Origin of the sequence: Pseudomonas sp. WC1 (genome assembly GCF_050586565.1) — a bacterium.
Lineage (GTDB): Bacteria > Pseudomonadota > Gammaproteobacteria > Pseudomonadales > Pseudomonadaceae > Aquipseudomonas.
In genome coordinates this window covers 44,487-68,546 of record NZ_JBOBDQ010000005.1, presented here as the reverse complement: position 1 = coordinate 68,546, position 24,060 = coordinate 44,487, and the positions used below count along the sequence as shown (strand labels likewise).

Below are 24,060 nucleotides of genomic sequence, written 5' to 3'. Positions count from 1 at the left end.
GCCAAGGGACCGCATGGCCTTCCACCACCTCACCCGCACTCACCCACGCCTGAGTATCGCCACCCTGGCCGGCCTGCTCGGCGGCTGGCTGATCCCCGCCGGCGATACCGTGCAGCATATCCTCGTCGGCTGGAACATCGGCGTCTGGCTTTACCTGGCCATGGTCCTGTGGCTGAGCCTGCGGGCCAATGCCGAGCGGGTGCGCAAGGTCGCTCGCATCGAAGATGAAAACGCCGGCCTGGTGCTGATCACCGTGTGCGTCTCGGCCATCGCCAGCCTGGCGGCGGTCACCCTGCAACTGGTGTCCAGCCGCGGCCTGGAAGGCAGTGCCCTGGCCTTGCACTACCTGTACACCGGGCTGACGGTGGCTGGTTCCTGGTTGTTGATCGGCTGCATCTTCAGCCTGCACTATGCCCGGCTGTTCTACACCGGTGACCGCCATGAGCCCCCGCTGCGCTTTGCCGATGGCGAGCGCAACCCGGACTACTGGGACTTTCACTACTTCTCGTTCACCATCAATGTCGCCGTGCAGACCTCCGACATCGGCGTCGGCGGACGGGCCATGCGTCGGGTGGTGCTGGCCCATTCACTGGTAGGCTTCGTGTTCAATACGGCGATCCTGGGCTTCACCATCAATATCGCGGCCGGGTTGCTCGGCCAGGGCGCGTGAGGCACAGTTGCGGATGCGCTGGCATACCTGTGCCAGCACCTGCGCCTCGAGCACCAATCCCAGCCGCACATGCCCCGCTGCGCTGGGCCCGAAACCATCACCCGGCAACAGCGCCACACCCTCTTCGTTCAACAGACGCTGGGCGAATGCCTGGGCGCTGAGCCCGGTGCCACGGACATCGAGCATCACGAACATGCCCCCGGCTGGCTGATGCGCATGGATGCCGGGGCAGTCCTCAAGCGAGGCACACACCCGGTCGCGCCGCGCCCGGTACACCTCTCGCATCCGCCGTACCTCATCTCCAACCTGATCCAGAGCCACGCAGGCCGCCTGCATGACGAACTCCGGCAGGCCGAACAGCATGCTCATCACCAGGTTGCCGAGGTGCCGGGCGAACTGCGGCGGCCCGATCACCCAGCCGACGCGCCAGCCACTCATGGCGTGGGACTTGGACAGGCTGCCGATCGACACGCAGCGCTCGGCCATGCCCGGCAGGCCCAGCGGATTCGGTGCCTCGCCGTCGTACAGCAGTGACTGGTAGACATCGTCGCAGATCAGCCACAGGTCGTGTTCCTCGCACAACCGCGCCAGGCACTTCAGATCGGCCAGGCCGATTGCCGCCCCCGTGGGGTTGTGCGGGCTGTTGAGCAGAAGCCCGCGAGTACGCGGCGTGATCGCCCGGGCCACGGCCGCTGGGTCCAGGCGGAACCCCTGCTCCGGCCGCACCGGCACCTGCACGGCGCGCGCGGCGCAGGCACCGAATACCGTGTGATAGGTGACGTACATGGGCTCGGCGACGATCACCTCGTCATCGGCCTCGAACAGGCACTGGAAGGTCGCGAACAGCCCGCACTGAGCCCCGGCGGTCACCACCACCCGCTCGGCGTCAATAGTCTGCTGGCTGTGGCGCGCCACCGCCTGGCGCAGGGCGAGGCTGCCGCGCACATCGCTATAATGGGTTTCGCCCCGACGCAGGCTGGCAATGGCGGCCTCGACCACCGGGGCTGGCGTGTCGAAGTCTGGATCGCCCACCGACAGCAGGAAGATCTCGCGCCCCTGGCGGCGCTGCTCAAGGGCCTGGTAGTGAATATCCCAGGCCGCGGCTGCGTGACCGGCGATGCGTTGGGTGAGCGTGGAATACCGCATGACTGTCTCCCTGTCTGCCGGCCGGCACCGCTGGTCCGAAAAGCGCTGACGGTAAACATAGCAGAGCGCTGCTGGCTGCCAGGCGCAGGCCCACGAGGAAAACGTTTGCCTGGCCCTACGCGCCCACCGTTCATCGTGACAGGACTGTGACCGCCGTCATGCATTAGTACATCTGCCATATTTTCCAGCGAATACTGCCATGGCAGGTGCTAAGGTTAGAGTCCTGACGGCCAGGACGGCCTAGGCTGTTACCGCTTTGCAATCACCACGTTCACGAACAAGGAGGCTGGCATGAACAAGATGACGTTCCCCAACGCCTGCCAGGTGATGCGTTGGCATTTTCATCCGTTGGGTTTCGAAGCCAGCATGGATGCCCCGCGCAGCATGGTCGCCCGGCTGTTCGACCGTGCCACCGGCGAAACCCTGCTGGCCATTGCCGGCATCCCCTGCGCAACCATCATGCACGCCGCCGATGTCGAGCGCATCATCGAGGCCGTGGAGGCCGAGATGGAAACCTTCGACCTGCTTGCCAGCCCTTTGCGCAGCGTGGTCTAGCCTACCTGGGCCTGGCGTGCCTTGAGCGCCTGGAGCCCTGCCATGAACTGCTCCGGCGGCACCGGCTGGCCGAGCAGATAACCCTGCAGCGAATCGCAACCCAGGCGGGTGAGGAAGTCCTGCTGGCGGTCGGTTTCCACGCCTTCGGCGACAATGCGCAGACCCAGTGCCTGGCCCAGGGCGACGATGGCCGAGACGATCGCCGCATCATCGCTGTCCTGCTCCAGGTCCCGCACAAAGCCACGGTCGATCTTCAGTTCGTTGGCCGGCAGGCGCTTGAGGTACATCAGGCTTGAGTAGCCGGTGCCGAAATCATCAATGGACAGGTCCACGCCCATGTCCGACAGGCGCTGCAGTACGTGCAGGCTGGCGTCGGCGTCGCGCATGGCGGTGGTCTCGGTGATTTCCAGGGTCAGGCGATTGGCTGGCAGGTCATTTACATCCAGCGCCCTTGCCACACTGTCGACCAGCCCGGCGTGGCAGAACTGAATGGCCGACAGGTTGACCGCGATCCGCCACCCTTCATTACCTTGATCCAGCCACTGGCGCATCTGCCGGCAGGCTTCACCCAGCACCCACTCGCCGATCGGGATGATCAGCCCGGTCTTTTCCGCCAGGCCGATGAAACGGTCCGGCAGCATCAACCCATGTTGCGGGTGCTCCCAGCGCAGCAAGGCCTCGGCACCGATGGGCAGACGCTGCACGGCGTCGAACTTGGGCTGGTAGTGCAGGCGGAACTGGCCGTGCTCCAGGGCCGTGCGCAGGTCCTGCAGCAGTTGCAGCTGCTGGCGCGCGTTACTGTTCATGGACGCATCGAAGAAGCTGTAGCCGTTCTTGCCGGCGCTCTTGGCGTGGTACATGGCGGCGTCGGCGTTGCGCAGCAGTTCGTGCTGGTCCAGGCCATTGCCGGGATACAGCACGATGCCCAAGCTCGCCGACAGCTGCAGGTCGTGTTCGGCCACACGGAACGGCCTGGCCATCAGGTTGACCTGCTTGGCCGCGACATTCATGGCGTCGTCCGGCTCGTCCAGCTCCACCAGCAGCACGAATTCGTCGCCGCCGATGCGCGCCAGGGTGTCCTGGCTGTGCAGGTGGCCGCGCAAACGCGCCGCCACTGCCTTGAGCAGCAGGTCGCCAACATGGTGGCCGAAGGCATCGTTGACGGGCTTGAAGCCGTCGAGGTCGATAAACATCAGCGCGAAGCAGCCGCCCTGCTCCGCCACGCGGCCGACGGCCTGGTCGATACGGTCGGCCAGCAGCGTGCGGTTGGGCAGCCCGGTCAGGGTGTCATGCAGGGCCAGCTGGGTCAGTTCCTGGTTGGCCAGGGTCAGCGAGCGCGCCAATTCCGCCGTGCGCGCCTCCAGCCGAGCGTCAAGCACCGAAGTCAGCAAGGCCACCGCCAGCACTGCCAGGGTGGTGATCAGCACCAGGTAATCCAGGCCGTCGCCCGCGAGCCCCGTGGCCAGTGCGCCGCAGAAGCTGCCCGCCGGGAAGTTGGCCGCCGCCATGCCGGTGTAGTGCATGCCGACGATGGCGACCCCCATCACCACCGCCGCCACGCCACGGATCTGCCGTACATAGGGCGTGTGCTGGCGCAGGCGGAAGGCTATCCATAGCGCCGCCGCCGAAGCGCCCACCGCAATGGCCAGGGAGGCGCTGAACAGCGTCGGGTCGTAGTCGATGCCCGGCTGCATGCGCAGTGCGGCCATGCCCATGTAGTGCATGCAGGCGATGCCGGTGCCCATGATCAAGGCACCGAAGGCCAGTTGCAGCCACGGTAGTTTCGGCTGGCTCACCAGCCACAGGGCGAAGCCCGACGAAGCCACCGCGATCAACAACGACAGGCCAGTCAGCAGAGTGTCGTAACCCAGCTCGATGGGCAGGCTGAACGCCAGCATGCCGATGAAGTGCATCGACCAGATGCCAATACCCATGGCCAATGCCCCGCCGCCCATCCACAGGTACACCGCCCGGCCCTTGGCCGTGGCAATGCGCCCGGTCAGGTCCAGGGCCGTGTAAGAGGCAAGGATGGCCACGCACAGCGAGATCAACACCAGCGAGGAGGAGTAGCTACCGATCAGCATTCGCACGTCCAGGAACGAACCGGGGGGCCCGGGAAAAGCCGATGATTGTACTCAAGCTTTGCTGAAACGCACGGGGTTTTCGCGCTTCTCGATGGATCCAAAAGCCGCTCGCAAGCCCCGCAGTGAAGGGGTTAGAGCCTTTGCGCGAGTAGCTGAAGGCATATTGCCACTTGTCGTTTGCTTCTGCTGATGCCGTTGATCGCGGGCAAACCCATTGATCAGGCACCTCCTGCAGATCCCTGACCATGAGAAACACCAAGCCAAGCGAAGCGACTCCGGCTAAGCTCAACACACCACCACGCCGTTCCCGGAGCCTGCAATGGCCACCCTGCCCAGGCATGCAGTGCCGCTCGCCCTGCTCGCCATCACCCTGTCCTTTTCGACCGGTTGTTCGAACAAGCACGCCAGCACCCGCTACGCCGCCCAAGGCTCCAACTGCTATGCCAAGGCGCTGCCCAGCAGCGGCGAAGGTGGCCTGGCATTCGGTCCGACACTGGCCATGGCGAGCAGGAAGTCGCTGGACAGTTGCATGCGCTATGCCGGCAGGTCCGGGGGCACGCCGCGGACCTGCCAGGTCGTCGTGGCCAAGTGCAAGAGCTGAACTACCCTAACGCTTCTTCGATCAGCGCGGCCACCTCACCTGCCCGCGAAGCCAGTGACGCGTGGCTGGCATCCAAGGTGATGACTTTGCGCGCCTGCAGGCGCGCGGCCATCATTTGCTGATTGACCGGGGCGATCATGTGGTCCTGGCTGGAAATCTGATACCACGAGGGCCTGTGCTTCCAGGCCGGGTCGCTGATGGTGTCAGCGAAGGTACTCGCCAGCGGCGCCTTCTGCGTCACCGCCATGACCCATGCCTCATCAACCGACAGATCCTGGCAAAAGCTTTCGTGGAACTTGTCGGCCTTGATCCACAGATAGCCATCGCTGTCCGGCGCAAGGTTCGCTACCGCGATGGGTGGATGCTGCTGTGTCAGCCCACCAGGGCTTTCACCTGCGTCTGGGGCAAAGGCCGCGATAAAGACCAGTCCCTTCACGTTCGCGGCGTTGCCGGCCTCGGTGATTACCGCCCCACCATAAGAGTGCCCTACCAGCAGCACCTCGCCTGGCGCCTGCGCCACCATCTTGCGGGTGCGCTCGGCATCGTCGGCCAAGGACGTCAGAGGCAGCTCCACGGCGCGCACGTCTTTGATGCCCTTGCGCGCCAGCTCGACAATCACCTTTCCCCAGTGGGCGGCCCCGCCCCAAAAACCGTGTACAAGCACGACAGTAGGCTGGCTCATGAGAATACCTTCGCGAGAAAACAAGGATGGGGTTTCGCCACAACAGCATAGGCCCAAGAGAACGTGGCCTTAGATCAAAGGCATCGGACAGGGTGCCGACTAATGACGCAATCGCTTCACTTGCCGGCCTGCTGACGCTGCCAGCGCTCCAGGTTCTCGGCCACCAGCTGCTCGGGCAAGGGCCCCGCCACCAGCTCCCGCATCTTGCGCGCCAGCGCTTCGCGCAGCGCCGGCTGGTTGCAACCCGACTTGTGCGATAGCGCCAGGTACAGCCCTTCGCTGGACACCGGCGGCTCAAGTACCTCCAGTTCCTTTTCCTTGCCCAGCGCGCGCGCCAGGGCCATGCCGGGGTACTGCTCGAAGATCACGTAGTCGCTGCGCTTGAGCAGCAGCTTCTGGAAAGCCTGGGTAACGCTGGGCACCGCTTCGAGGTCGAGCTGCGCCCGGGCGTAGTCGTCGAACGCCTGGCCATGGCTGTTGTTGACCAGCGTCCCGCCTCGTCGCCCTTTCAGGTCGGACCAGTCGCTGTAGGCGAAGCCTTCGCCCTTGCGCACCCAGACCACGCTGGAATTGAACAGGAATGGCGGGCTGATGAAGTCGGTCAGCAGTTCGCGCGCCTGGGTGCGAAAGTAGCCGGCCAGCATGTCGATGCGCCCGCTGCTCACTTCCTCCTGCGCCCTGGACCACGGCCCGACATACATCACATCCACCACCAGGCCGAGGTCCTTGGCCACCTGCTTCAGCAAGTCGGCATTGGCGCCGATCAGTTGCGCGGGGTTATGCGGGTCGCGCCAGAGATAAGGTGGGTACTCCGGGTTGCCGGTGGCGGTGAGGTGCTGGCAGTTGTCCGCGGCAAAGCCGCGCAGTGGAACCACGGCCAGCAGGCACGACAACCACACAGACAGGCCCAGACAACGTCCGCTCATGGCGCTCCTCGTGCAATGGATTACGCCACCGACGACGTGGCCTTACACAGTTTGCACGAGAAATGGCCGAACGCCACGTGCCATGTGGCGAACTGTGATGCGGTACAGCGTCACGGGCAAAGTCGCCAACAGCAGGTCACTGCTCGGCCAACTCCGTCCGGGCATCCCAGCCTCCGCCCAGCGCTGCGATCAACTGCACGCTCGCCACCAGCCGCCCCTGCAACAGCGTCAACACGCTGCGTTCACTGCTCAGCGCCGTGGTCTGCACGTTCACCACGTCCAGGTAACCAATCAACCCGGCCTTGTACTGGTTCTCGGTCAAGCGCAACGACTCCCGCGCCGCCTCGAGCGCTTCCTGCCGGACAACGGCTTCGTCGCCGTACACCTTGAGCTGCACCAGGTAGTTCTCCACCTCCTTGAAGCCATCCAGCACCGTCTGCCGGTACTGCGCCACGGTCTGGTCGTACACCGCCACGGTGCGGTCCACCTCGGCGCTGCGCTTGCCGGCATCGAACAGCGTCAACGCCAACTGCGGGCCGACGGACCAGTAGCGGTTGGGCAGCTCGATCCAGTTGTTGAAACTGCTACTGGAGTACCCGCCATTCATGCTCAGGGACAGGTCGGGGAAGTACGCTGCCCGGGAGACGCCGATATTGGAGTTGGCCGCCATGACCTTGCGCTCGGCCGAGGCGATGTCGGGCCTGCGCTCGAGCAACTGCGACGGTAGCGACACCGGCACCTGCGGCAACGCCGGAATGTCGCGGGTCGCCGCCAGGGCGAAGTCGGCCGGTGCCTTGCCCATCAACACGGCAATGGCGTTCTCATACTGCGCGCGCTGCCAGGCCAGGTCGATCAGGTCGGCCTGGGTGCTCTTGAGCTGGGTACGCGCCTGGGCTACGGCATCTGGCCCGGCAACCCCGGCGCGGTACTGGTTCTCGTTCATCTTCAATGACCGCTCATAGGCCGCTACCGTGGCCTCGAGCAAGCGTTTCTGCGCGTCGATCACCCGCAGTTGCAGGTAGTTCTGCACCAGTTCCGACTGCTGGCTCAGGCGAATGGCCGCCATATCGGCCAAGCTGGCGTCGGCACTGGCTTCGTTGGCGTTCATGGCTTCACGCAGCTTGCCCCACAGGTCGATCTCCCAGCTCACGCCGAGTTGCGCGTTGTAGGTGTTGCGGATGCCGCTGCTGTTGTTCGACAGGCTCGAGCTGGAGCTCCCGGTGCCCTGGGCCGAACGGTTCTTGCCAGCGGTGAGGTTCAACGAGGGGAACAGCGCGGCGCGGCTGCTGCGCACCAGTGCCTGGGCCTGGCGGTACTGCGCCTCGTACTGCGCCACCGTCTGGTTGCTGCGGTTGAGCTCTTCCACCAGGGCATCGAGCTGTTTGTCGCCATACAGCTCCCACCAAGACCCGCGGGCGATGGCATCGGACGGGTTGGCCTGGGTCCAGCCCTGGGCCTGCTTGAACTGCGCCGGGGTGCTGATCTCCGGGCGGTGATAGTCCGGGCTCAAGGTACAGGCGCTGAGCATGGCCACGCACAACCCGGCGCTGACCAGGCGCGAGCCGCGCCCTTGGGTCAGCAGCCTGAGGGCACGATGGATTCGGGTGTGGGCAAAGTTCATAGCGGGGTATCCAGGGCAGCGTCGGTGCGCACGCCGCGCCAGCGGTTGAACCGGTGGCGCAGGCGATCGAGGTACAGGTAGACCACAGGCGTGGTGTAGAGGGTGAGGATCTGGCTGAAGACCAGGCCGCCGATGATGGTCAGGCCCAGCGGCTGGCGCATCTCGGCGCCCTCGGCGCGGCTGAGCAGCAGCGGCAGCGCGCCGAGGATCGCGGCCAGGGTGGTCATCAGGATCGGCCGCAGGCGCAGCAGGCAGGCACGGCGGATCGACTCCTCCGGTGACAGGCCTTCATGGCGCTCCAGCTGCAGGGCCAGGTCGATCATCAGGATGGCGTTCTTCTTCACCACGCCGATCAGCAGAAATAGCCCCAGCAGCGAGATCAGGCTGAATTCGCCACCGGTCAGGTACAGCGCCAACAAGGCGCCGACCCCGGCCGAAGGCAGTGTGGAGAGGATCGTCAGTGGGTGGATGTAGCTCTCGTAGAGGATGCCCAGCACCAGGTACACCAGCACCAGAGCGCCTAGGATCATGAACGGCTGGCCTTCGGCGGTCTTGGTGAAGGCGTCGGCATCGCCACCGAGCTTGGCGATCACCGATTCGGGCAGGCCAAGCTTGGCCACCGCCCGCTCCAGCGCGGCCAGGGCCTGGTCTGGGCTGTAGCCTTCGGCGACATCGAACGAGATGTCCTCGGAGGCGAACTGCCCTTCGTGGCTGACGCGGTCGTTGGCCAGGCTGTTCTCGTAGCGGGCGAAGGTGGACAGCGGCACCCGGGCGCCATCGGCGGTGATCACCTGCACCTGCTCCAGGGTACTTGGGTCCCAGGCGTACTTCGGGTTGATCTCCAGCACCACCTGGTACTGGTTGAGGCTGTCGTAGATGGTCGAGATCTGCCGCTGGCTGTAGGCGTTGTTGAGCACTGCGGTGACCATGTCCATGTCGATGCCCAGGCGCTTGGCCTGGTCACGGTCGACCACCAGGGTCACCTGCTGGGTGCCGGCGCCGTCGTGAGCGTCGATGGCGGTCAGCTCGGGCAGTTTGCGCAGTTCGGCGGTGACCCTGGGGAACCACTCGCGCAGAGCGGCCAGATCGCCGCTCTGCAGGGTATAGAGGTACTGCGAGGTGGTCTGGTCGCGACCGCCGCCACCGAGTTGCAGGTCCTGGTCAGCCATCAGGTACAGACGCCCGCCAGGGATCTTCGGCAAGTCCTTGCGCAGGCGATCGATCACCTTCTGCGCGTTTTCCTTGCGCTCGCCGATCGGCTTCAGGCGCACCAGCACGAAGGCATTGTTGGTGCCGCTGTTGCCGCCGATGAAGCCGGCGACGCTCTCCACGGCCGGGTCCGCGAGCAGGGCGCGGCGGTAGATTTCCATCTTCGGCTGCATCACGGTGAACGACAGGCCGTCGTCGCCGCGGATGAAGCCTTGCAGCTGGCCGGTGTCCTGCTGCGGCATCAGGGTTTTGGGCACCACCACGTACAGGGCGATGTTGAGCACAATGGTGGCCAGCAGGCTGAGCAGGGTCAGGCGCCTGTGGCGCAGCGCCCAGCCCAGGCTCCGGTCGTAGCCGGCGACCATGCGCTGGTGGATACGGTCGCTCCAGCGTTGCAGGCGGGTCTGCTGCTGCGGGCCATGGACCTTGAGCCAGCGCGAGCAGAGCATCGGCGTCAGCGTCAGCGACACCACCAGCGAGACGATGATCGCCGCCGCCAGGGTGATCGAGAACTCCTTGAACAACCCGCGCACGATCCCGCCCATGAACAGGATGGAGACGAACACCGCCACCAGCGAGACGTTCATCGACAGCAGGGTGAAACCGACCTCCTGCGCGCCCTTGTAGGCGGCCCGCATCGGGCTCTCGCCCTTCTCGATATGCCGGGAGATGTTCTCCAGCACCACGATGGCATCGTCCACCACCAGGCCGGTGGCAAGGATCAGCGCCATCAGCGACAGGTTGTTCAGCGAGAATCCGCACAGGTACATGACCGCGAAGGTGCCCACCAGCGACACTGGCACCGCCAGGCTCGGAATCAGCGAGGCGCGGAAGTTGCCGAGGAACAGGTAGACCACCAGGATCACCAGCACCACGGCGATCAGCAAGGTGTGCTCGGCCTCCTTCAGGGTGGCCTTGATCACCGGCGAGCGGTCCATGGCCACGTTGAGCTTGACGCTGGCCGGCAGCAGCGACTGCAACGCCGGCAGCTCGGCCTTGATCTGCTCGACGGTCTGGATGATGTTGGCGTTGGTCTGGCGGTTGACCACCAGCAGCACCGCGCTCTCGTCGTTGAAGAAGCCGCTGTTGTAGCGGTTCTCCACGCCATCGCTGACCTTGGCCACGTCCGACAGGCGCAGGATCGAGCCATTCTGCTGGCGGATGACGATGGGTTTGTAGTCCTCGGCCTGCTCCAGCTGGTCGTTGGCGCGTACCTGCCAGTTACGTTCGCTGTCCTCGACGAAGCCCATGGGCCGGCGCTGGTTGGCATTGGCCACGGCGGTGCGCACATCGTCCAGGGACAGGCCGTACTGGTTGAGCAACTGCGGCTCGAGCTCGATGCGCACCGCCGGCAGCGAACTGCCGCCGATCTGCACTTCCCCTACCCCGCTGACCTGAGACAGGCTCTGGGACAGGATGGTGTCGGCCAGGTCGTACAGCTTGCCCTTGGACAGCACCTGCGAGGTCAGTGACAGCACCATGATCGGCGCCTGGGACGGGTTGATCTTCTTGTAGGTGGGCATGCTGCGCATGCCGCTGGGCAGCAGGTTGCGAGTGGCGTTGATCGCTGCCTGCACCTCGCGTGCCGCGCCATCGATGTCGCGGCCCAGCTCGAAGCCGATGATCACCCGGGTCGAGCCCTGGTTGGAACTGCTGGTCAGGGTAGTGACGCCGGCAATGGCGCCGAGCTTGCGCTCCAGCGGCGTGGCCACGGTGGACGCCATGACCTCGGGACTGGCCCCAGGCAGGCTGGCCTGCACCACGATCACCGGGAAATCCATCTGCGGCAGCGGCGACACCGGCAGCAGGCCAAAACTCACCCCACCCAGCAACATGATCGCCAGGCTCAGCAGCATGGTGGCCACTGGCCGGCGAATGAACGGTCCGGACAGGTTCATGCTTCGGCCTGCCGCGCATCGTCAACCGGGCGCCAGCGACGTGCCAGGCGGTCAAAGTACAGGTAGATGACCGGCGTGGTGAACAGGGTCAGCACCTGACTCACCAACAGGCCGCCGACCATCACCAGGCCCAGCGGCTGGCGCAGCTCGGCGCCGGAACCGGTGGCGAGCATCAGCGGCACCGCGCCGAACAGCGCAGCCAGGGTGGTCATCAGGATCGGCCGGAAACGCAGCAGCGCAGCCTGGTAGATCGCATCACTCGGGCTCATGCCCTGATGACGCTCGGCCTCGAGGGCGAAGTCGATCATCATGATTGCGTTCTTCTTGACGATGCCGATCAGCAGGATGATGCCGATAATGGCGATCATGCCCAGGTCGTTGCCGCTCAGCAGCAGCGCAAGCAACGCCCCTACCGCCGCCGAAGGCAACGTCGAGAGGATGGTCACCGGGTGGATGTAGCTCTCGTAGAGCACGCCGAGCACGATGTACATGGTCACCACGGCGGCAAGGATCAGCAGCAGGGTACTCGACAGCGAAGCCTGGAACGCCTCGGCGGCGCCCTGGAAACGGGTCTGCACGCCGATCGGCATGCCGATGTCCTGCTGCACCTGCTCGATCACCTTGACCGCCTCGCCCAGGGACGCGCCATGGGCCAGGTTGAACGACATCATCACCGCCGGGAACTGGCCGATGTGCGAAATGGCCAGCTGGGCCTGGCGCTGCTCGATGCGCGCCAGGGCCGACAGGCGCACCTGGCCGCCGTCGGCGGCCTTGACGTGGACCGCTTCCAGGGCCTGCGGGCCGAGGCTGGCCGCGGTCTGCGACTGCAGCACCACGCGGTACTGGCTGGCCTGGGTGTAGATGGTCGAGATCTGCCGCTGGCCGAAGGCGTCGTACAGGGCGTTGGTGATCTGCGCCACGGTGATGCCGAGGCGGCTGGCCATGTCGCGGTCGATCACCAGGTACACCTGCAGGCCCTTGTCCTGCAGATCGCTGGCCACGTCCTGCAGCTCCGGGCGGTCCTTCAGTGCCTGCACCAGCTTGCCGCTCCACTCGGCGAGCATGTCGGCATCCGGGGAGCTGAGGCTGAACTGGTACTGGGTGCGGCTGACCCGATCTTCGATGCTCAGGTCCTGCACCGGCTGCATGAACAGGCGGATGCCGACCAGTTTGTCGAGCTGCGGCTGCAACCTGCTGATCACCTCGGCTGCCGTCACGTCGCGCTCGCCATGGGGCTTGAGGTTGATCAGCAAACGGCCGCTGTTGAGGGTGGCGTTGTCACCATCCACACCGATGTACGAAGACAGGCTCTGCACCGCCGGGTCCTGCAGGATCACCTCGGTCAGGGCCTGCTGGCGTTGACTCATGGCGGCGAACGAGGTCGACTGCGGCGCCTCGGAAATCCCCTGGATGACCCCGGTGTCCTGGGCCGGGAAGAAGCCCTTGGGCACCATCAGGTAGAGCACAACGGTCAGCGCCAGGGTTGCCACGGCCACCAGCAGCGTCAACGGCTGGCGCTTGAGCACCCAGGTCAGGGCACTGGCGTAGTGCTTGATCAGCCAGTCGATCCAGGCGCCGCTGGCACGGTAGAAGCGGCCCTGCTCCTCCTCCTCGGGCTCGCGCTTGAGCAGCCGGGCGCACATCATCGGCGTCAAGGTCAGCGACACCACCAGGGAAATCAGGATGGCCACCGCCAGGGTGATGGCGAACTCGCGGAACAGCCGCCCGACCACGTCGGCCATGAACAGCAGCGGGATCAATACCGCGATCAGCGAGAAGGTCAGCGAGATCAGGGTGAAACCGATCTGTTTCGCGCCCTTGAGCGCGGCCTGCAGCGGTGTCTCGCCCTCTTCTATATGCCGGGAGATGTTCTCCAGCATGACGATGGCATCGTCCACCACGAAACCGGTGGCGATGGTCAGGGCCATCAGCGTGAGGTTGTTGACCGAGAAACCGGCCAGGTACATCACCCCGAAGGTGCCGATCAGCGACAGCGGCACGGCGATCGACGGGATGATCGTGGCCGAGACCCGGCGCAGGAACAGGAAGGTCACCATCACCACCAGGGCAATGGCGAACAGCAACTCGTGCTGCACGTCGCGCACGGCGGCGCGGATGGTCTGGGTACGGTCGGTGAGCACGCTGACGTCGAGGCCCGCCGGCAGGTTGTCGGTGATCGACGGCAGCAGCTCCTTGATCCGGTCGACCACCTCGATGACGTTGGCGCCGGGCTGGCGCTGGATGTTCAGCAGCACCGCCTCGTTCTGGTTGGCCCAGGCGGCCAGGCGCTCGTTCTCGGCGCCGTCGACGATCTCGGCGACGTCCTTCAGGCGCAGAGGCGCGCCATTGTTGTACTTGAGAATGAGATTGGCGTATTCGGCCGGCGAGCGCAGCTGGTCGTTGGCGTCGAGCATCGACACCCGGGTCGGGCCGTCGAAGTTGCCCTTGGGCTGGTTGACGTTGGAGGCGCCGATCAGGGTGCGCACGTCGTCCAGGTTGAGGCCGTTGGCGGCCAGCGCGTCGACGTTGACCTTGATCCGCACGGCCTGGCGCTGGCCGCCGGCGATACTGACCATGCCGACGCCGCTGATCTGCGCGATCTTCTGCGCCACGCGGGTATCGACCAGGTCGTTGAGCTTGGGCAGTGGCATGGTCTTGGAGGAAATGGCCAGGGTCAGCACCGGCGTGTCGGCCGGGTTGACCTTGTTGTACACCGGCGGCGCCGGCAGGTCGCTGGGTAGCAGGTTGCTGGCGGCGTTGATCGCGGCCTGTACCTGCTGTTCGGCGACATCCATGTTCATGTCGAGGTTGAAGCGCAGGGTCAGCACCGAGGCGCCGCCGGAGCTGGTCGAGGCCATCTGCTCGAGGCCCGGCATCTGCCCGAACTGACGCTCCAAGGGTGCGGTAACGGCGCTGGTCATGACCTGGGGGCTGGCGCCGGGGTACAGGGTCATGACGCGAATGGTCGGGTAATCGACCTGGGGCAAGGCCGCCACCGGCAGCAGTTTGTAGGCGATCAGGCCGGCCAGGACGATGGCCAGCATGCTCAGCGTGGTGGCGACCGGCCGCAGGATGAACAGGCGCGAGAGGTTCATGCGCCCGCCTTGGAGCCTGGTTCACCGGCCTGCGCCGAGCCCTTGGCGCCCTGCCCCTGCAGATGCTGGCCGGGGGTGGTCGGCACTTGCGAGCTGTCTTCGACCACCTCGACCTTGGAGCCTTCGCGCAGGCGGTCGGTGCCTTCCAGCACCAGGCGGTCACCGGCGGCCAGGCCCTCGACGATCACACTGTTCTCACCATCGCTGGCACCGACCTTGAGCGGGCGGATGTTGATCGTGCTCTCGGCGTTGACCACATAGGCGAAGGTGCCGTCATTGCCGAACTGGATGGCCGCGGCCGGGGCCAGTACCACCTGCTTCAGGGTGTCGGCCAGCAGGCGCACATTGACGAACTGGTTGGGGAACAGGGCATGGTCGGCGTTCTGGAAGGTGCCCTTGAACTTCAGGGTGCCGGTGGCGGTGTCGATCTGGTTGTCGAGGCTGCCCAGCACGCCGGTGGACTGCAGCTTCTGATCGCCACGATCCCAGGCTTCCACCGGCAGGCTGGCGCCACTGCGGTAGCGGGCGAGCACGGTGTCGAGCTGGGTTTCCGGCAACGTGAAGGCGACACTGATCGGCTCGGTCTGGGTGATGACCACCAGCGCCGTGGTGTCGTTGGCGGCGACCAGGTTGCCCACGTCCAGCTGGCGCAGGCCCAGGCGACCGCTGATCGGCGCACGGATCTGGGTGAACTCCAGGTTCAGGCGCGCGTCGTTGACCTGCGCCTGGTTGGTCTTGACCAGCCCTTGGAATTGCCCGACCTGTGCCTCGGCGGTGTCCAGGGTCTGCTTGGCGATGCTGTCTTCGGCATACAGGCCTTTATAACGAGCCAGGTCGACCTGGGCGTTCTTCAGTTGAGCCTGGTTCTGCGCCAAGGTGCCTTCGGCCTGCTGCAGGGCGATACGGTAGCTGCGCGGGTCGATCTCGGCGAGCAGGTCGCCGGCCTTGACCTGCTGGCCCTCCTTGAAATGAATCTTCACCAGCTCGCCAGCCACCCGGCTGCGCACATTGACCGTGTTGGTCGCGGTCACGGTGCCAAGGGCCTTGTAGTACAGCGGGAAGTCACCCACCCGCGCAGGCTCGACGCGCACCGGCACCGCTTCGGTGGAGGCGCCGAAACCCGGCCGCCCACCCATGCCTTTGCCCGGGCGATGCCCTTCACCCTCTTTATGGGCGGTCGTTGCGGGCCACAGCCACCAGGCCAGCAGGGCCACCAGCAGCAGGATCAGCAGGCCGAACAGCCAGCGACGAGGGGAACGGGAATTGGAGGCTTGCATGGGTCGAACGAACCTTGTTCAGAGAATGACGGCGTGGAGAGCGTGAACGATAAGCACTGGCATCGTTTTAGCAAAGGGGCTTTACCAGTGCTTTACCTTCGGCTGACGTTGGCAAAGGCGTGAACTTTAAATGAAAACGGCCTGGAACAGGGTCCAGGCCGTTACCGGGTGTTACCTGGTTCGCCGGCAAGCCGGCGAACACTTACTTCAAGACAGCCAGCGCCGCCTCGTAGTTCGGCTCGTCGGCGATTTCGCCCACCAGCTCGCTGTGCAGCACCTTGTCGTTTTCGTCAAGCACCACCACGGCGCGGGCGGCCAGGCCGGCCAGCGGACCATCGGCGATGGCCACGCCGTAGTTTTCCAGGAACTCGCGGCCACGCAGGGTCGACAGGTTCTTCACGTTCTCCAGGCCTTCAGCACCGCAGAAGCGCGCCTGGGCGAACGGCAGGTCGGCGGAGATGCACAGCACCACGGTGTTGGCCACGTCATTGGCCTGGGCGTTGAACTTGCGCACGGAGGTGGCGCAGGTCGGGGTGTCGACGCTTGGGAAAATGTTCAGCACCTTGCGCTTGCCGGCGAAGTCCTTCAACGACGTATCGGCCAGGTTGCCAGCCACCAGGGAGAAGGCAGGTGCCTGGGCACCAGCTTTCGGCAGTTCGCCTTTGACTTGAACCGGGTTGCCTTTGAGAGTCACTTGAGCCATGGCGGAAATCCTTATGCGGGTTTGGAAAAAGACCTCGAGTTAAGCATGAAGCCGCGCAAGTGCCTATAAGCAAACATGAAATTGTTGTATTGCCTGACAATTCCTGTGGACAAAAAAGTGCCCGGATCGCGACAAACCATCCGGGCACACTGCTTTGAACGACGTATCAGGCCAGCAGGCCGTACACCACCGAAGTCAAGGCCACCAGGCCGACCACCACCACAAACACGTTGGACAGCGCACCACTGTACTTGCGCATCGATGGCACCCGGCGGATGGCGTACATCGGCATCAGGAACAGCAGTACCGCGATGATCGGGCCGCCGAGGGATTCGATCATGCCGAGGATGCTCGGATTGAGGGTGGCGACGATCCAGCACACCACCAGCATCAGCGCGGCAACGATGCGGTCCAGGGCCTTGGCGCCCGGACGCATGCCGGTCTTGACGATCATGCCCTTGAGGCCTTCGCTGGCACCGATGTAGTGGCCCAGGAACGACTTGGCGATGGCGATGAAGGCGATCAGCGGCGCGGCGAAAGCGATGGCCGGCTGCTCGAAGTGGTTGGCCAGGTAGGACAGGATCGACAGGTTCTGCGCCTTGGCTTCAGCCAACTGGGCGCTGCTCAAGGTCAGCACGCAGCTGAACACGAAGAACAGCACCATCAGTACCATCAGCAGATGGGCGCGGCGCAGGATCTGACCACTGCGCTCGTCGGCGTGCTCGGCGTAGCGACGCTTCTGATCAACGGCAAAGGCCGAGATGATCGGCGAATGGTTGAACGAGAACACCATCACCGGAATGGCCAGCCACACGGTGTGCAGGAAAGCCGAGCCGGACGGCACCTGGGTGGCGGTGTCGAGGATACCACCGGTCCAGTGCGGCACCAGGTACAGGGCCAGCAGCGCCAGGGCGACGATGAACGGGTACACCAGCAGGCTCATGACCTTGACCGTGGCCTGTTCGCCGCAGCGCACGATCGCCAGCAGGCCGAGGATCAGCACGAACGACAGGATCGCCCGCGGCGGCGGCGCGATATGCAGTTGGTGCTCCATGAAGCTGCTGACGGTGTTGGTCAGCGCCACGCTGTAGATCAGCAGGATCGGGAAGATGGCGAAGAAGTACAGGACAGTGATCAGCGCACCGGCGGTGATGCCGAAATGCTCCTCGACCACGTCGGTGATATCGCCGCCCTTGCTGCCCGAGAGCACGAAACGGGTCAGCCCGCGGTGGGCGAAGTAGGTCATGGGGAAGGCCAGCAAGGCCAGGACCAGCAGCGGCCAGAAACCGCCAAGGCCGGCGTTGATGGGCAGGAACAGGGTTCCGGCGCCGATGGCCGTGCCGAACAGGCCCAGCATCCAGGTGGTGTCTTGACGCGACCAGCTACCGAGGGTGGCGGGGGTCGATTCTACAAAGCGTTGTTCAACGCTTGGGGCCTGCTCATTCATTCCGGGTGAAGCTCCACTCGCAAGACTGCAACAGGCTGAGAATGGCGAAATAGACGATTCGCCCAACTCAACCGGGGAAGAGGGGCGCGATTGTGCATGCAAAGGTTGCACTTGGGGAAGCCCCGCCCGAGGGACGGTTGCACTTGTCTTTACAAGCAGGTTGTGCTGGATGGGGCTACGCAGCCCTTTCGCCGCGGTTTGTCGCCACCGCAAGCCGGACCTCACAGGGACTCAAAGAGGCAATGCAGGCGATAGGGGTGGGAGCCGGCGCCGGCGAAAGGGCCGCAAAGCGGCCCCAGGCAGGTTACCGCTGAACGGCGGCAAACGCCTCGGCCACCTGGCGCAGGTTGGCCGGGCGCAGGCCGGACATGCACACCCGACCACTGTCGATCAGGTACACGCCGAACTCGTCACGCAGGCGACGCACCTGTTCCACGCTGAAGCCGGTATAGCTGAACATGCCGCGCTGGCGCAGGAAGAACTGGAAGTCCTGGCCTGGCAGCAACTCGCCGAGCAGGTCGACCAGCCCCTGGCGCATGTCGAGGATGCGCTTGCGCATTGCTTCAACTTCCGCGGCCCATTGGGCGTTGAGCGCGGCGTCACCCAGCACGCCGGCCACCAGCTGGGCGCCGAAAGCGGGAGGGCTGGAGTAGTTGCGGCGCACGGTGGCCTTGAGCTGGCCAAGCACGCTGGAAGCGGTGGCGGCATCGTCGCAGACCACCGACAAGCCCCCTACCCGCTCGCCGTACAGCGAGAAGATCTTCGAGAACGAGTTGCTGACCAGGCAAGGCACGCCGGCACGCGCCATTTCGCGGATCGCATAAGCGTCTTCGACCAGGCCTTCGCCGAAGCCCTGGTAGGCGATATCGAGGAAGGGGATCAACTGGCGCGCCTTGACCACTTCGACCACCTGTTGCCACTGCTGCTGGTCCAGGTCAACGCCGGTGGGGTTGTGGCAGCACGGATGCAGCAGGACCACGCTGTTCTGCGGCAAGGCCTGCAGGCTGGCCAGCATGCCGGCGAAGTCGACGCCACGGGTGTCCGGGTCGAAGTACGGGTAGGTGTGCACCTTGAAGCCCGCACCTTCGAAGATTGCCCGGTGGTTGTCCCAGGTCGGATTGCTCACCCAGACCTCGGAGCCTGGGAAGTAACGCTTGAGGAAGTCGGCACCGACTTTCAGCGCGCCCGAGCCGCCGACGGTCTGCACGGTGGCCACGCGACCAGCGGCGACGGCCGGGTGCTCGGCGCCGAACAGCAACGCCTGGATCGCCTGGCGGTAAGCGGCCAGGCCTTCCATCGGCAGGTACAGCGAGGCTTCATGGGGCTGGCCGGCCAGGCGTTTCTCCACCTCAGCCACCGCCGCCAGCTGCGGCACCACGCCGGCTTCGTCGTAGTACAGACCGATACTCAGGTTGACCTTGGCGGCGCGCGGGTCGGCCTTGAAGGTTTCCATCAGCGAGAGGATCGGGTCGCCGGCATAGGCATCGACATGTTTGAACACAGCGTGCAGCTCCTTGGAGATCAGGACAGTTCAGGAAAGGCTCAGGCGAGGATAACCGCAGAGCGCCACGAGGAACATCACCGATGTGCAAGGAGACCCTGCAGGTTAGCAAGGCCGAACCCGCAGCACACGGATTTTGCCCCGCGGCGCGGCCCCAGGATCGCACCCTGGTCGTTGCATTTGCCACCTGCCTGCCCCAAGCTCTGCCGTAATGCCACCCCGGACCGCGAGATGCCCAGACGTCGCCCTCTCCTGATCGCCCTGTTGCTGTTACTCGTGCTGCCCGCGGCGATCGGTTACCTGTGGCGTGACCGCCAGCCCGCACCGCCCAGCCTGCCGCCCCACAGCTACGCCAAGGCCCTGCGCCAGGCACACGATGGCCTGCCGGGCGCTGCGCGGGTGTTGTACCAGCAGTTGCAACGCGACGACCTGCCCCCCATCCGTCGCGCCGCGCTGCATGCCGAACTGCCCAACTACCCCTCGCCACAGGCGTTGAAACTGGCCAGCCAGGACCTTGAGCACGCCGACCCGCTGGTACGCCGCGCCGCTATCACCAGTATCCGCCGGCTGTTGCCGGCGGCCCAGCGCAGCCTGGTGCTGGGTCCATTGCTGGAAGATGACGAGCAAAGCGTGCGCTTCGCCACGGTGGACGCCCTGCTAGGTCTCGACCCCGACGCCATCGGCCTGTACTTCGGCCCCTTGCAGGATACCCTGGAGCAGTACGAGCAGACCCTGGAACAACAGCCCGACGACGCCGCCGCCCAGCTGCACCTGGCCCGGCTATACATGCATGAACAAGCCTACGAAGCAGCCTCCCGGGCCCTGCAGCGCAGCCTGGCCTTGGCCCCTGAAGGCCTGGACACCCTGGCCACCCAGGTCCGCCTGCTGGAGCAACAGGGCCAGCACGACGCCTCCCGCGAGGTGCTCGCCAAGGCCCTGGCACTGCGCCCGGACTCGGCGTTCCTGCAATACGAACTGGGCCTGTGGCTGACCCGCCATGAGCAGCAGGAATACGCCCTGCTCGCCCTCTCGCGGGCTGTCGAGCTGGAACCGGAAAACAACGATTATCGCTACACCCTGGCCATCACCCTGCACCAGCTGGAACAGCTCGATGCCGCGCAAAAGCAGCTGGAAACCGTGCTCAACCGTCAACCGGCCAATCGCCGGGTGCGGGTACTGCTGATCGAGTACTGGAAGGAAACCGGCCAATTGCAGAATGTCCAGGTCCTGCTGGCCGAGCTGGAGCGGCAGAACCCGGACGACCCTTTCCTGCAGCAGGGGCTGTGATCGCCGGCCTCAGGCCTGCAGCATGTGCTGAATCTGCACCACCAGCTTCTGCAGCGAGAACGGCTTGAACATCAATGCCGTGCCCGGCTGGTCGAGCAGGGCCTGCTCCACCGGATCGGCGGTGAAGCCAGTGATGAACAGGATCTTCTGTTCGGGCTCGATCATGCGCAGCGCCTTGGCCACCTGGCGGCCGCTGAAGCCCCCCGGCAGACCGATATCGGTGATCACCAGATCAAACGGCCCTGCATGCCTGAACTGCCCCAGCGCGCTGTTGGCATCGGGCACAGCACACACCTCGAAGCCACAATCGACCAGCGCCTCCTCTATCAGGCCACGCAGGTTTTCTTCATCATCGACCAGCAACAATCGTTCACCCTGGACCTGTCGCGGCAGTGCATCCCGAGCGGGACTCTCCGGCAATATTCCCTGGTAGCGTGGGAACATCATCACGACCCGGGTACCCTGGTCGATCGTCGACTCGATCCACATCTGGCCGCCCGACTGCTGCACGAAGCCATGCACCATTGGCAGCCCCAGGCCTGCCCCCTGCCCCAGGGGCTTGGTGGTAAAGAACGGTTCAAATACCCTTGCCAGGTCCTCGCGACTCATGCCATGGCCATCGTCCTCGACCTGCAGCATGACATAGTCCCCCGGCAGCAAGGCTGCCGCCCCCTCGCAGGGCAGTGCCATCCGTTCGTTGGCGGTGCGGATCGTCAGCCTGCCCTTGCCCAGGCAGGCATCGCGTGCGTTGCTGCACAGATGCAGGAGGGCGTTGCGCAACGTATCCGGGTCGACCTGTAAAGGCCAGGGCGCCACATCCAGCTGCATGTTCAGGTCTATCTCATAGCCCAGGGTCTGACGCAGTATCGGCTCCGCGTCCTGCAGCAGGTGGTTGATGTTCAGTGGATTGGGCGCCAAGGGTTGGCTACGCGCAAAGGCCAGCAGGTTCTGGGTCAAGCCGATGGCTCGCTGGGCGCATTCCCGGGCCATCCGCACATACTCTTCCACGCGGTCCATCCGCCCTTGGGCGAGGCGTCGCTCGAGCAATTCCAGGCTGCTACCGACGCCGGACAGTACGTTGTTCATTTCGTGCGCCAACCCGCCCGCCACCTTTACAACACCCTCCATGCGCTGGCTGTCGCGCACTGCCGCCTCGGCCAGGCGCTGGACCGCATTGCGGTCCTCGGTGATGTCCCTCCCCACCAGCGTCGGCAATGCCTGATTAGCGTTGCCGACCCAACGGAACCAGCAGTAATGGCCGTCGCTATGGCGAACCCGCCCCTCGAAGGGCGGCGCGCCGCGCCCCTGGACAAGCGCCATCAGCGCCAGCTGCGCTTCGGTACGGTCCGCGGGATGGAACAACTCGGGCAGGGTGACTTGCAACTGCGCTGCCTCACCCCAGCCCAGAAGCCGATCCCAGGCAGGGTTGGCTGTGCGCACGCGCAGATCGGCCTCGAGCATCAGCATCACATCGGGCGACAACTGCCAGGTATGTTCTGGATCGGCCAGGTACTGCACCAGGCGCGCTTCGAAGGACTGCGCCAGCTCGCGCCATTCGTGGCTGGCCCCGACACTGGCAGTGGTCTCTATCAGCGCGTGGAGGAATCCGGCAACCACGCCCTGATCGTCGCGGATGGGCGAGAAGCAGCCAGTGACCCACGCGGTCGCCGCGATACCCTCTCGATTCACCAGCAATGGGGCATCCTCGATCAGGCTACCCTGCCCCTGCAACACCTTGAAGACGGTTGCCCCCATGCTCTCCCAGGATTGCTCCCAGAGCGCGTCGAAGGCACGCCCCTGGTGGTCGACAGCACCGCCCAGCAGGGCCTGGTAGGCATCGTTGTGTATGACTGTCAGGGCCGCCCCCCAGACCAACGCACAGGGAAACGGTGACATCAGTACCATGTCGACGGCGATCCGCAGGGTGGGCGGCCAGGAGGTCAACGCCCCCAAAGGCGTCGCGCTCCAGTCAAAGCCGGCGATGGGCATGCCCTCCTCGACCAGAGAGGATGATGGCGGTGCCAGATGAATGACCTGGACCTCCGCGCCCCGGGTGGTCAGGTCAGTGGCCAATATCTTCGTTCCACAGTTCTGGGTTGTCTTCGATGAACTGGCGCATCAGCGCCTTGCAGGTTTCATCGTCATGCACCTCCAGACGCACGCCCCGGTCGCCGAGCAACTGCTCTTCGCCCATGAAGGTGAAGTTCTCGCCGATAATCACATGCTTGATGCCATACAGCAGGATTGCGCCACTGCACATGGCACAGGGCGACAAGGTGGTATAGAGGGTGGCCTGCTGGTAAACCCGGGCCGGCTGTCGGCCGGCATTCTCCAGTGCATCCATTTCACCATGCAGGATGGCGCTGCCCTGCTGTACGCGGCGATTGTGGCCACGGCCGATGATCCTGCCCTCGTGCACCAGTACCGAGCCGATCGGAATGCCGCCTTCCTCGAGCCCCTTGCGGGCCTCGTCGATGGCGGCTTGCATAAATCTGGAAGTGTCCTGTTCCATGGCGTCTCCCGGTAGTGCGTCCACTTTTGCAGCAGCCTAGCACAGCGCCCGTGCCCATGGCGCATTGCGTGGCGGGGGCTATGCTCAAATGGCTTTTGATCTTGCTGGCCAAACGTTTTCCCATGGATTCGACGGGCATGCGCAAATGAACAAGAAGCTCCTGGTCGTGCTGACCAATACCGCCAAGTACCCCGATATCAACCGCGCCACAGGATTGTGGCTGGGCGAGGCCGTGCACTTTGTCGACGCAGTGCAAAAAGCCGGATTTACCGTCGACTATGTCAGCCCGGCGGGCGGCTATGTACCGATCGACCCACACAGCCTGCAGATGGCGCCTGACCTGGACTGGCAATGGTACAACGACAAAGCGTTCATGAACCGCCTTGGCGCCACCTTGAGCCCCGGCCAGGTCAAGGCCGACCAGTACAGCGCGATCTACTACACCGGTGGCCACGGCGTGATGTGGGACTTTCCCGAAAACCAGCCTTTGCAGGAACTGGCACGGCGCATCCATGAGCGCGGCGGCGCGGTCGCCGCGGTGTGCCATGGGGTGGTGGGCCTGCTCAATATCAAGCTCAGCGACAACAGCTTGCTGCTCAAGGGGCGCAGGGTTACCGGCTTTTCCAATACCGAGGAAAAACTGGTTGAGCTGGACAAGGTAGTGCCCTTCCTCACCGAGAACGAACTGGGCGCTCGCGGTGGCGAGTACAGCAAGGCAGACGACCCGTGGGCAGCTTATGTGGTGGAGGACGGCAGCTTGATCACCGGACAGAATCCGGCCTCCAGCGCCGAGGTAGCCCAAGCGGTGATCGGTTACCTGAACAGGCAGCAATAGACGTTCGCCAC

Annotated in this window: 18 protein-coding genes; 5 read left to right on the top strand and 13 right to left on the bottom strand. The window is 64.8% G+C overall.

Going from position 1 to position 24,060, the window contains the following annotated elements:
- Positions 1-13 precede the first annotated feature (13 nt).
- A complete protein-coding gene (locus tag ACQ4OD_RS03575; RefSeq protein WP_102683921.1) occupies positions 14-670 on the top strand; it encodes a DUF1345 domain-containing protein in 657 nt (218 codons plus the stop codon).
- Here the strand turns inward: ACQ4OD_RS03575 and ACQ4OD_RS03570 are convergent.
- Complete coding sequence (locus ACQ4OD_RS03570; protein ID WP_198754329.1) at positions 587-1,816, bottom strand: pyridoxal phosphate-dependent aminotransferase; 1,230 nt, start codon at positions 1,814-1,816, stop codon at positions 587-589. The genes ACQ4OD_RS03575 and ACQ4OD_RS03570 overlap by 84 nt on opposite strands.
- 291 nt (positions 1,817-2,107) lie before the next feature.
- Between ACQ4OD_RS03570 and ACQ4OD_RS03565 the strand changes: the two genes are divergently transcribed.
- The gene (locus ACQ4OD_RS03565; RefSeq protein WP_110699237.1) at positions 2,108-2,371 is read left to right on the top strand and encodes a DUF1652 domain-containing protein; all 264 of its coding nucleotides are present in this window, start codon (positions 2,108-2,110) and stop codon (positions 2,369-2,371) included.
- Here ACQ4OD_RS03565 and ACQ4OD_RS03560 read toward each other — a convergent pair.
- Positions 2,368-4,455 (bottom strand): putative bifunctional diguanylate cyclase/phosphodiesterase, encoded by a 2,088-nt coding sequence (locus tag ACQ4OD_RS03560; RefSeq protein WP_198754330.1) that lies wholly within the window; start codon positions 4,453-4,455, stop codon positions 2,368-2,370. The genes ACQ4OD_RS03565 and ACQ4OD_RS03560 overlap by 4 nt on opposite strands.
- A gap of 319 nt (positions 4,456-4,774) precedes the next feature.
- On the opposite strand from ACQ4OD_RS03560, the gene ACQ4OD_RS03555 reads away from it, so the two are divergent.
- Entirely contained in the window at positions 4,775-5,056 is a 282-nt protein-coding gene (locus ACQ4OD_RS03555) for a hypothetical protein (RefSeq protein ID WP_046855739.1), read from the top strand.
- 1 nt (position 5,057) lies between these two features.
- On the opposite strand, the gene ACQ4OD_RS03550 is transcribed toward ACQ4OD_RS03555, so the two are convergent.
- From ACQ4OD_RS03550 to ACQ4OD_RS03510, 9 genes are all read right to left on the bottom strand, one after another.
- Entirely contained in the window at positions 5,058-5,738 is a 681-nt protein-coding gene (locus tag ACQ4OD_RS03550; protein ID WP_139671258.1) for an alpha/beta hydrolase, read from the bottom strand.
- 116 nt (positions 5,739-5,854) lie between these two features.
- A complete protein-coding gene (locus ACQ4OD_RS03545) occupies positions 5,855-6,664 on the bottom strand; it encodes a substrate-binding periplasmic protein (RefSeq protein WP_110699243.1) in 810 nt (269 codons plus the stop codon).
- A gap of 136 nt (positions 6,665-6,800) precedes the next feature.
- On the bottom strand, positions 6,801-8,285 hold the full coding sequence (locus tag ACQ4OD_RS03540; protein ID WP_430943888.1) for an efflux transporter outer membrane subunit: 1,485 nt from the start codon (positions 8,283-8,285) through the stop codon (positions 6,801-6,803).
- A complete protein-coding gene (locus tag ACQ4OD_RS03535; RefSeq protein ID WP_430943887.1) occupies positions 8,282-11,392 on the bottom strand; it encodes a multidrug efflux RND transporter permease subunit in 3,111 nt (1,036 codons plus the stop codon). The genes ACQ4OD_RS03540 and ACQ4OD_RS03535 overlap by 4 nt, the downstream gene beginning before the upstream one ends.
- On the bottom strand, positions 11,389-14,487 hold the full coding sequence (locus ACQ4OD_RS03530) for an MdtB/MuxB family multidrug efflux RND transporter permease subunit (RefSeq protein ID WP_430943886.1): 3,099 nt from the start codon (positions 14,485-14,487) through the stop codon (positions 11,389-11,391). The genes ACQ4OD_RS03535 and ACQ4OD_RS03530 overlap by 4 nt, the downstream gene beginning before the upstream one ends.
- Positions 14,484-15,764: an MdtA/MuxA family multidrug efflux RND transporter periplasmic adaptor subunit gene (locus ACQ4OD_RS03525; protein WP_110699251.1), complete on the bottom strand. Its 1,281-nt coding sequence runs from the start codon at positions 15,762-15,764 to the stop codon at positions 14,484-14,486. The genes ACQ4OD_RS03530 and ACQ4OD_RS03525 overlap by 4 nt, the downstream gene beginning before the upstream one ends.
- 202 nt (positions 15,765-15,966) lie before the next feature.
- Positions 15,967-16,467 (bottom strand): thiol peroxidase, encoded by a 501-nt coding sequence (gene tpx, locus ACQ4OD_RS03520; protein ID WP_023631758.1) that lies wholly within the window; start codon positions 16,465-16,467, stop codon positions 15,967-15,969.
- Between the two features lie 166 nt (positions 16,468-16,633).
- Positions 16,634-17,914: a serine/threonine transporter gene (locus ACQ4OD_RS03515; RefSeq protein WP_023631759.1), complete on the bottom strand. Its 1,281-nt coding sequence runs from the start codon at positions 17,912-17,914 to the stop codon at positions 16,634-16,636.
- A gap of 304 nt (positions 17,915-18,218) precedes the next feature.
- Positions 18,219-19,415 carry an aromatic amino acid transaminase gene (locus ACQ4OD_RS03510; protein ID WP_139671268.1) on the bottom strand — a complete coding sequence of 399 codons (1,197 nt, stop codon included), beginning with the start codon at positions 19,413-19,415 and terminating at the stop codon, positions 18,219-18,221.
- 231 nt (positions 19,416-19,646) lie between these two features.
- Here ACQ4OD_RS03510 and ACQ4OD_RS03505 point away from each other — a divergent pair, with 231 nt between their 5' ends.
- The gene (locus ACQ4OD_RS03505; protein ID WP_139671271.1) at positions 19,647-20,702 is read left to right on the top strand and encodes a tetratricopeptide repeat protein; all 1,056 of its coding nucleotides are present in this window, start codon (positions 19,647-19,649) and stop codon (positions 20,700-20,702) included.
- Between the two features lie 9 nt (positions 20,703-20,711).
- Here the strand turns inward: ACQ4OD_RS03505 and ACQ4OD_RS03500 are convergent, their stop codons facing one another.
- Together ACQ4OD_RS03500 and ACQ4OD_RS03495 are read right to left on the bottom strand one after the other, a co-directional pair.
- Positions 20,712-22,691: an ATP-binding protein gene (locus ACQ4OD_RS03500; RefSeq protein WP_430943916.1), complete on the bottom strand. Its 1,980-nt coding sequence runs from the start codon at positions 22,689-22,691 to the stop codon at positions 20,712-20,714.
- Between the two features lie 73 nt (positions 22,692-22,764).
- Positions 22,765-23,214, bottom strand: a complete 450-nt coding sequence (locus ACQ4OD_RS03495) for a nucleoside deaminase (protein WP_139671273.1) — start codon at positions 23,212-23,214, stop codon at positions 22,765-22,767.
- A 145-nt stretch (positions 23,215-23,359) separates the two neighbouring features.
- Here ACQ4OD_RS03495 and ACQ4OD_RS03490 point away from each other — a divergent pair, with 145 nt between their 5' ends.
- Positions 23,360-24,049 carry a type 1 glutamine amidotransferase domain-containing protein gene (locus tag ACQ4OD_RS03490; protein ID WP_139671276.1) on the top strand — a complete coding sequence of 230 codons (690 nt, stop codon included), beginning with the start codon at positions 23,360-23,362 and terminating at the stop codon, positions 24,047-24,049.
- Positions 24,050-24,060 lie beyond the last annotated feature (11 nt).

Bases quoted from the DNA above. Each gene is read 5' to 3' on its own strand.
- ACQ4OD_RS03575 (WP_102683921.1), top strand. From the start codon at position 14: ATGGCCTTCCACCACCTCACCCGCACTCACCCACGCCTGAGTATCGCC.
- ACQ4OD_RS03570 (WP_198754329.1), bottom strand. From the start codon at position 1,816: ATGCGGTATTCCACGCTCACCCAACGCATCGCCGGTCACGCAGCCGCG.
- ACQ4OD_RS03565 (WP_110699237.1), top strand. From the start codon at position 2,108: ATGAACAAGATGACGTTCCCCAACGCCTGCCAGGTGATGCGTTGGCAT.
- ACQ4OD_RS03560 (WP_198754330.1), bottom strand. From the start codon at position 4,455: ATGCTGATCGGTAGCTACTCCTCCTCGCTGGTGTTGATCTCGCTGTGC.
- ACQ4OD_RS03555 (WP_046855739.1), top strand. From the start codon at position 4,775: ATGGCCACCCTGCCCAGGCATGCAGTGCCGCTCGCCCTGCTCGCCATC.
- ACQ4OD_RS03550 (WP_139671258.1), bottom strand. From the start codon at position 5,738: ATGAGCCAGCCTACTGTCGTGCTTGTACACGGTTTTTGGGGCGGGGCC.
- ACQ4OD_RS03545 (WP_110699243.1), bottom strand. From the start codon at position 6,664: ATGAGCGGACGTTGTCTGGGCCTGTCTGTGTGGTTGTCGTGCCTGCTG.
- ACQ4OD_RS03540 (WP_430943888.1), bottom strand. From the start codon at position 8,285: ATGAACTTTGCCCACACCCGAATCCATCGTGCCCTCAGGCTGCTGACC.
- ACQ4OD_RS03535 (WP_430943887.1), bottom strand. From the start codon at position 11,392: ATGAACCTGTCCGGACCGTTCATTCGCCGGCCAGTGGCCACCATGCTG.
- ACQ4OD_RS03530 (WP_430943886.1), bottom strand. From the start codon at position 14,487: ATGAACCTCTCGCGCCTGTTCATCCTGCGGCCGGTCGCCACCACGCTG.
- ACQ4OD_RS03525 (WP_110699251.1), bottom strand. From the start codon at position 15,764: ATGCAAGCCTCCAATTCCCGTTCCCCTCGTCGCTGGCTGTTCGGCCTG.
- tpx (WP_023631758.1), bottom strand. From the start codon at position 16,467: ATGGCTCAAGTGACTCTCAAAGGCAACCCGGTTCAAGTCAAAGGCGAA.
- ACQ4OD_RS03515 (WP_023631759.1), bottom strand. From the start codon at position 17,914: ATGAATGAGCAGGCCCCAAGCGTTGAACAACGCTTTGTAGAATCGACC.
- ACQ4OD_RS03505 (WP_139671271.1), top strand. From the start codon at position 19,647: ATGCCCAGACGTCGCCCTCTCCTGATCGCCCTGTTGCTGTTACTCGTG.
- ACQ4OD_RS03500 (WP_430943916.1), bottom strand. From the start codon at position 22,691: ATGCCCATCGCCGGCTTTGACTGGAGCGCGACGCCTTTGGGGGCGTTG.
- ACQ4OD_RS03495 (WP_139671273.1), bottom strand. From the start codon at position 23,214: ATGGAACAGGACACTTCCAGATTTATGCAAGCCGCCATCGACGAGGCC.
- ACQ4OD_RS03490 (WP_139671276.1), top strand. From the start codon at position 23,360: ATGAACAAGAAGCTCCTGGTCGTGCTGACCAATACCGCCAAGTACCCC.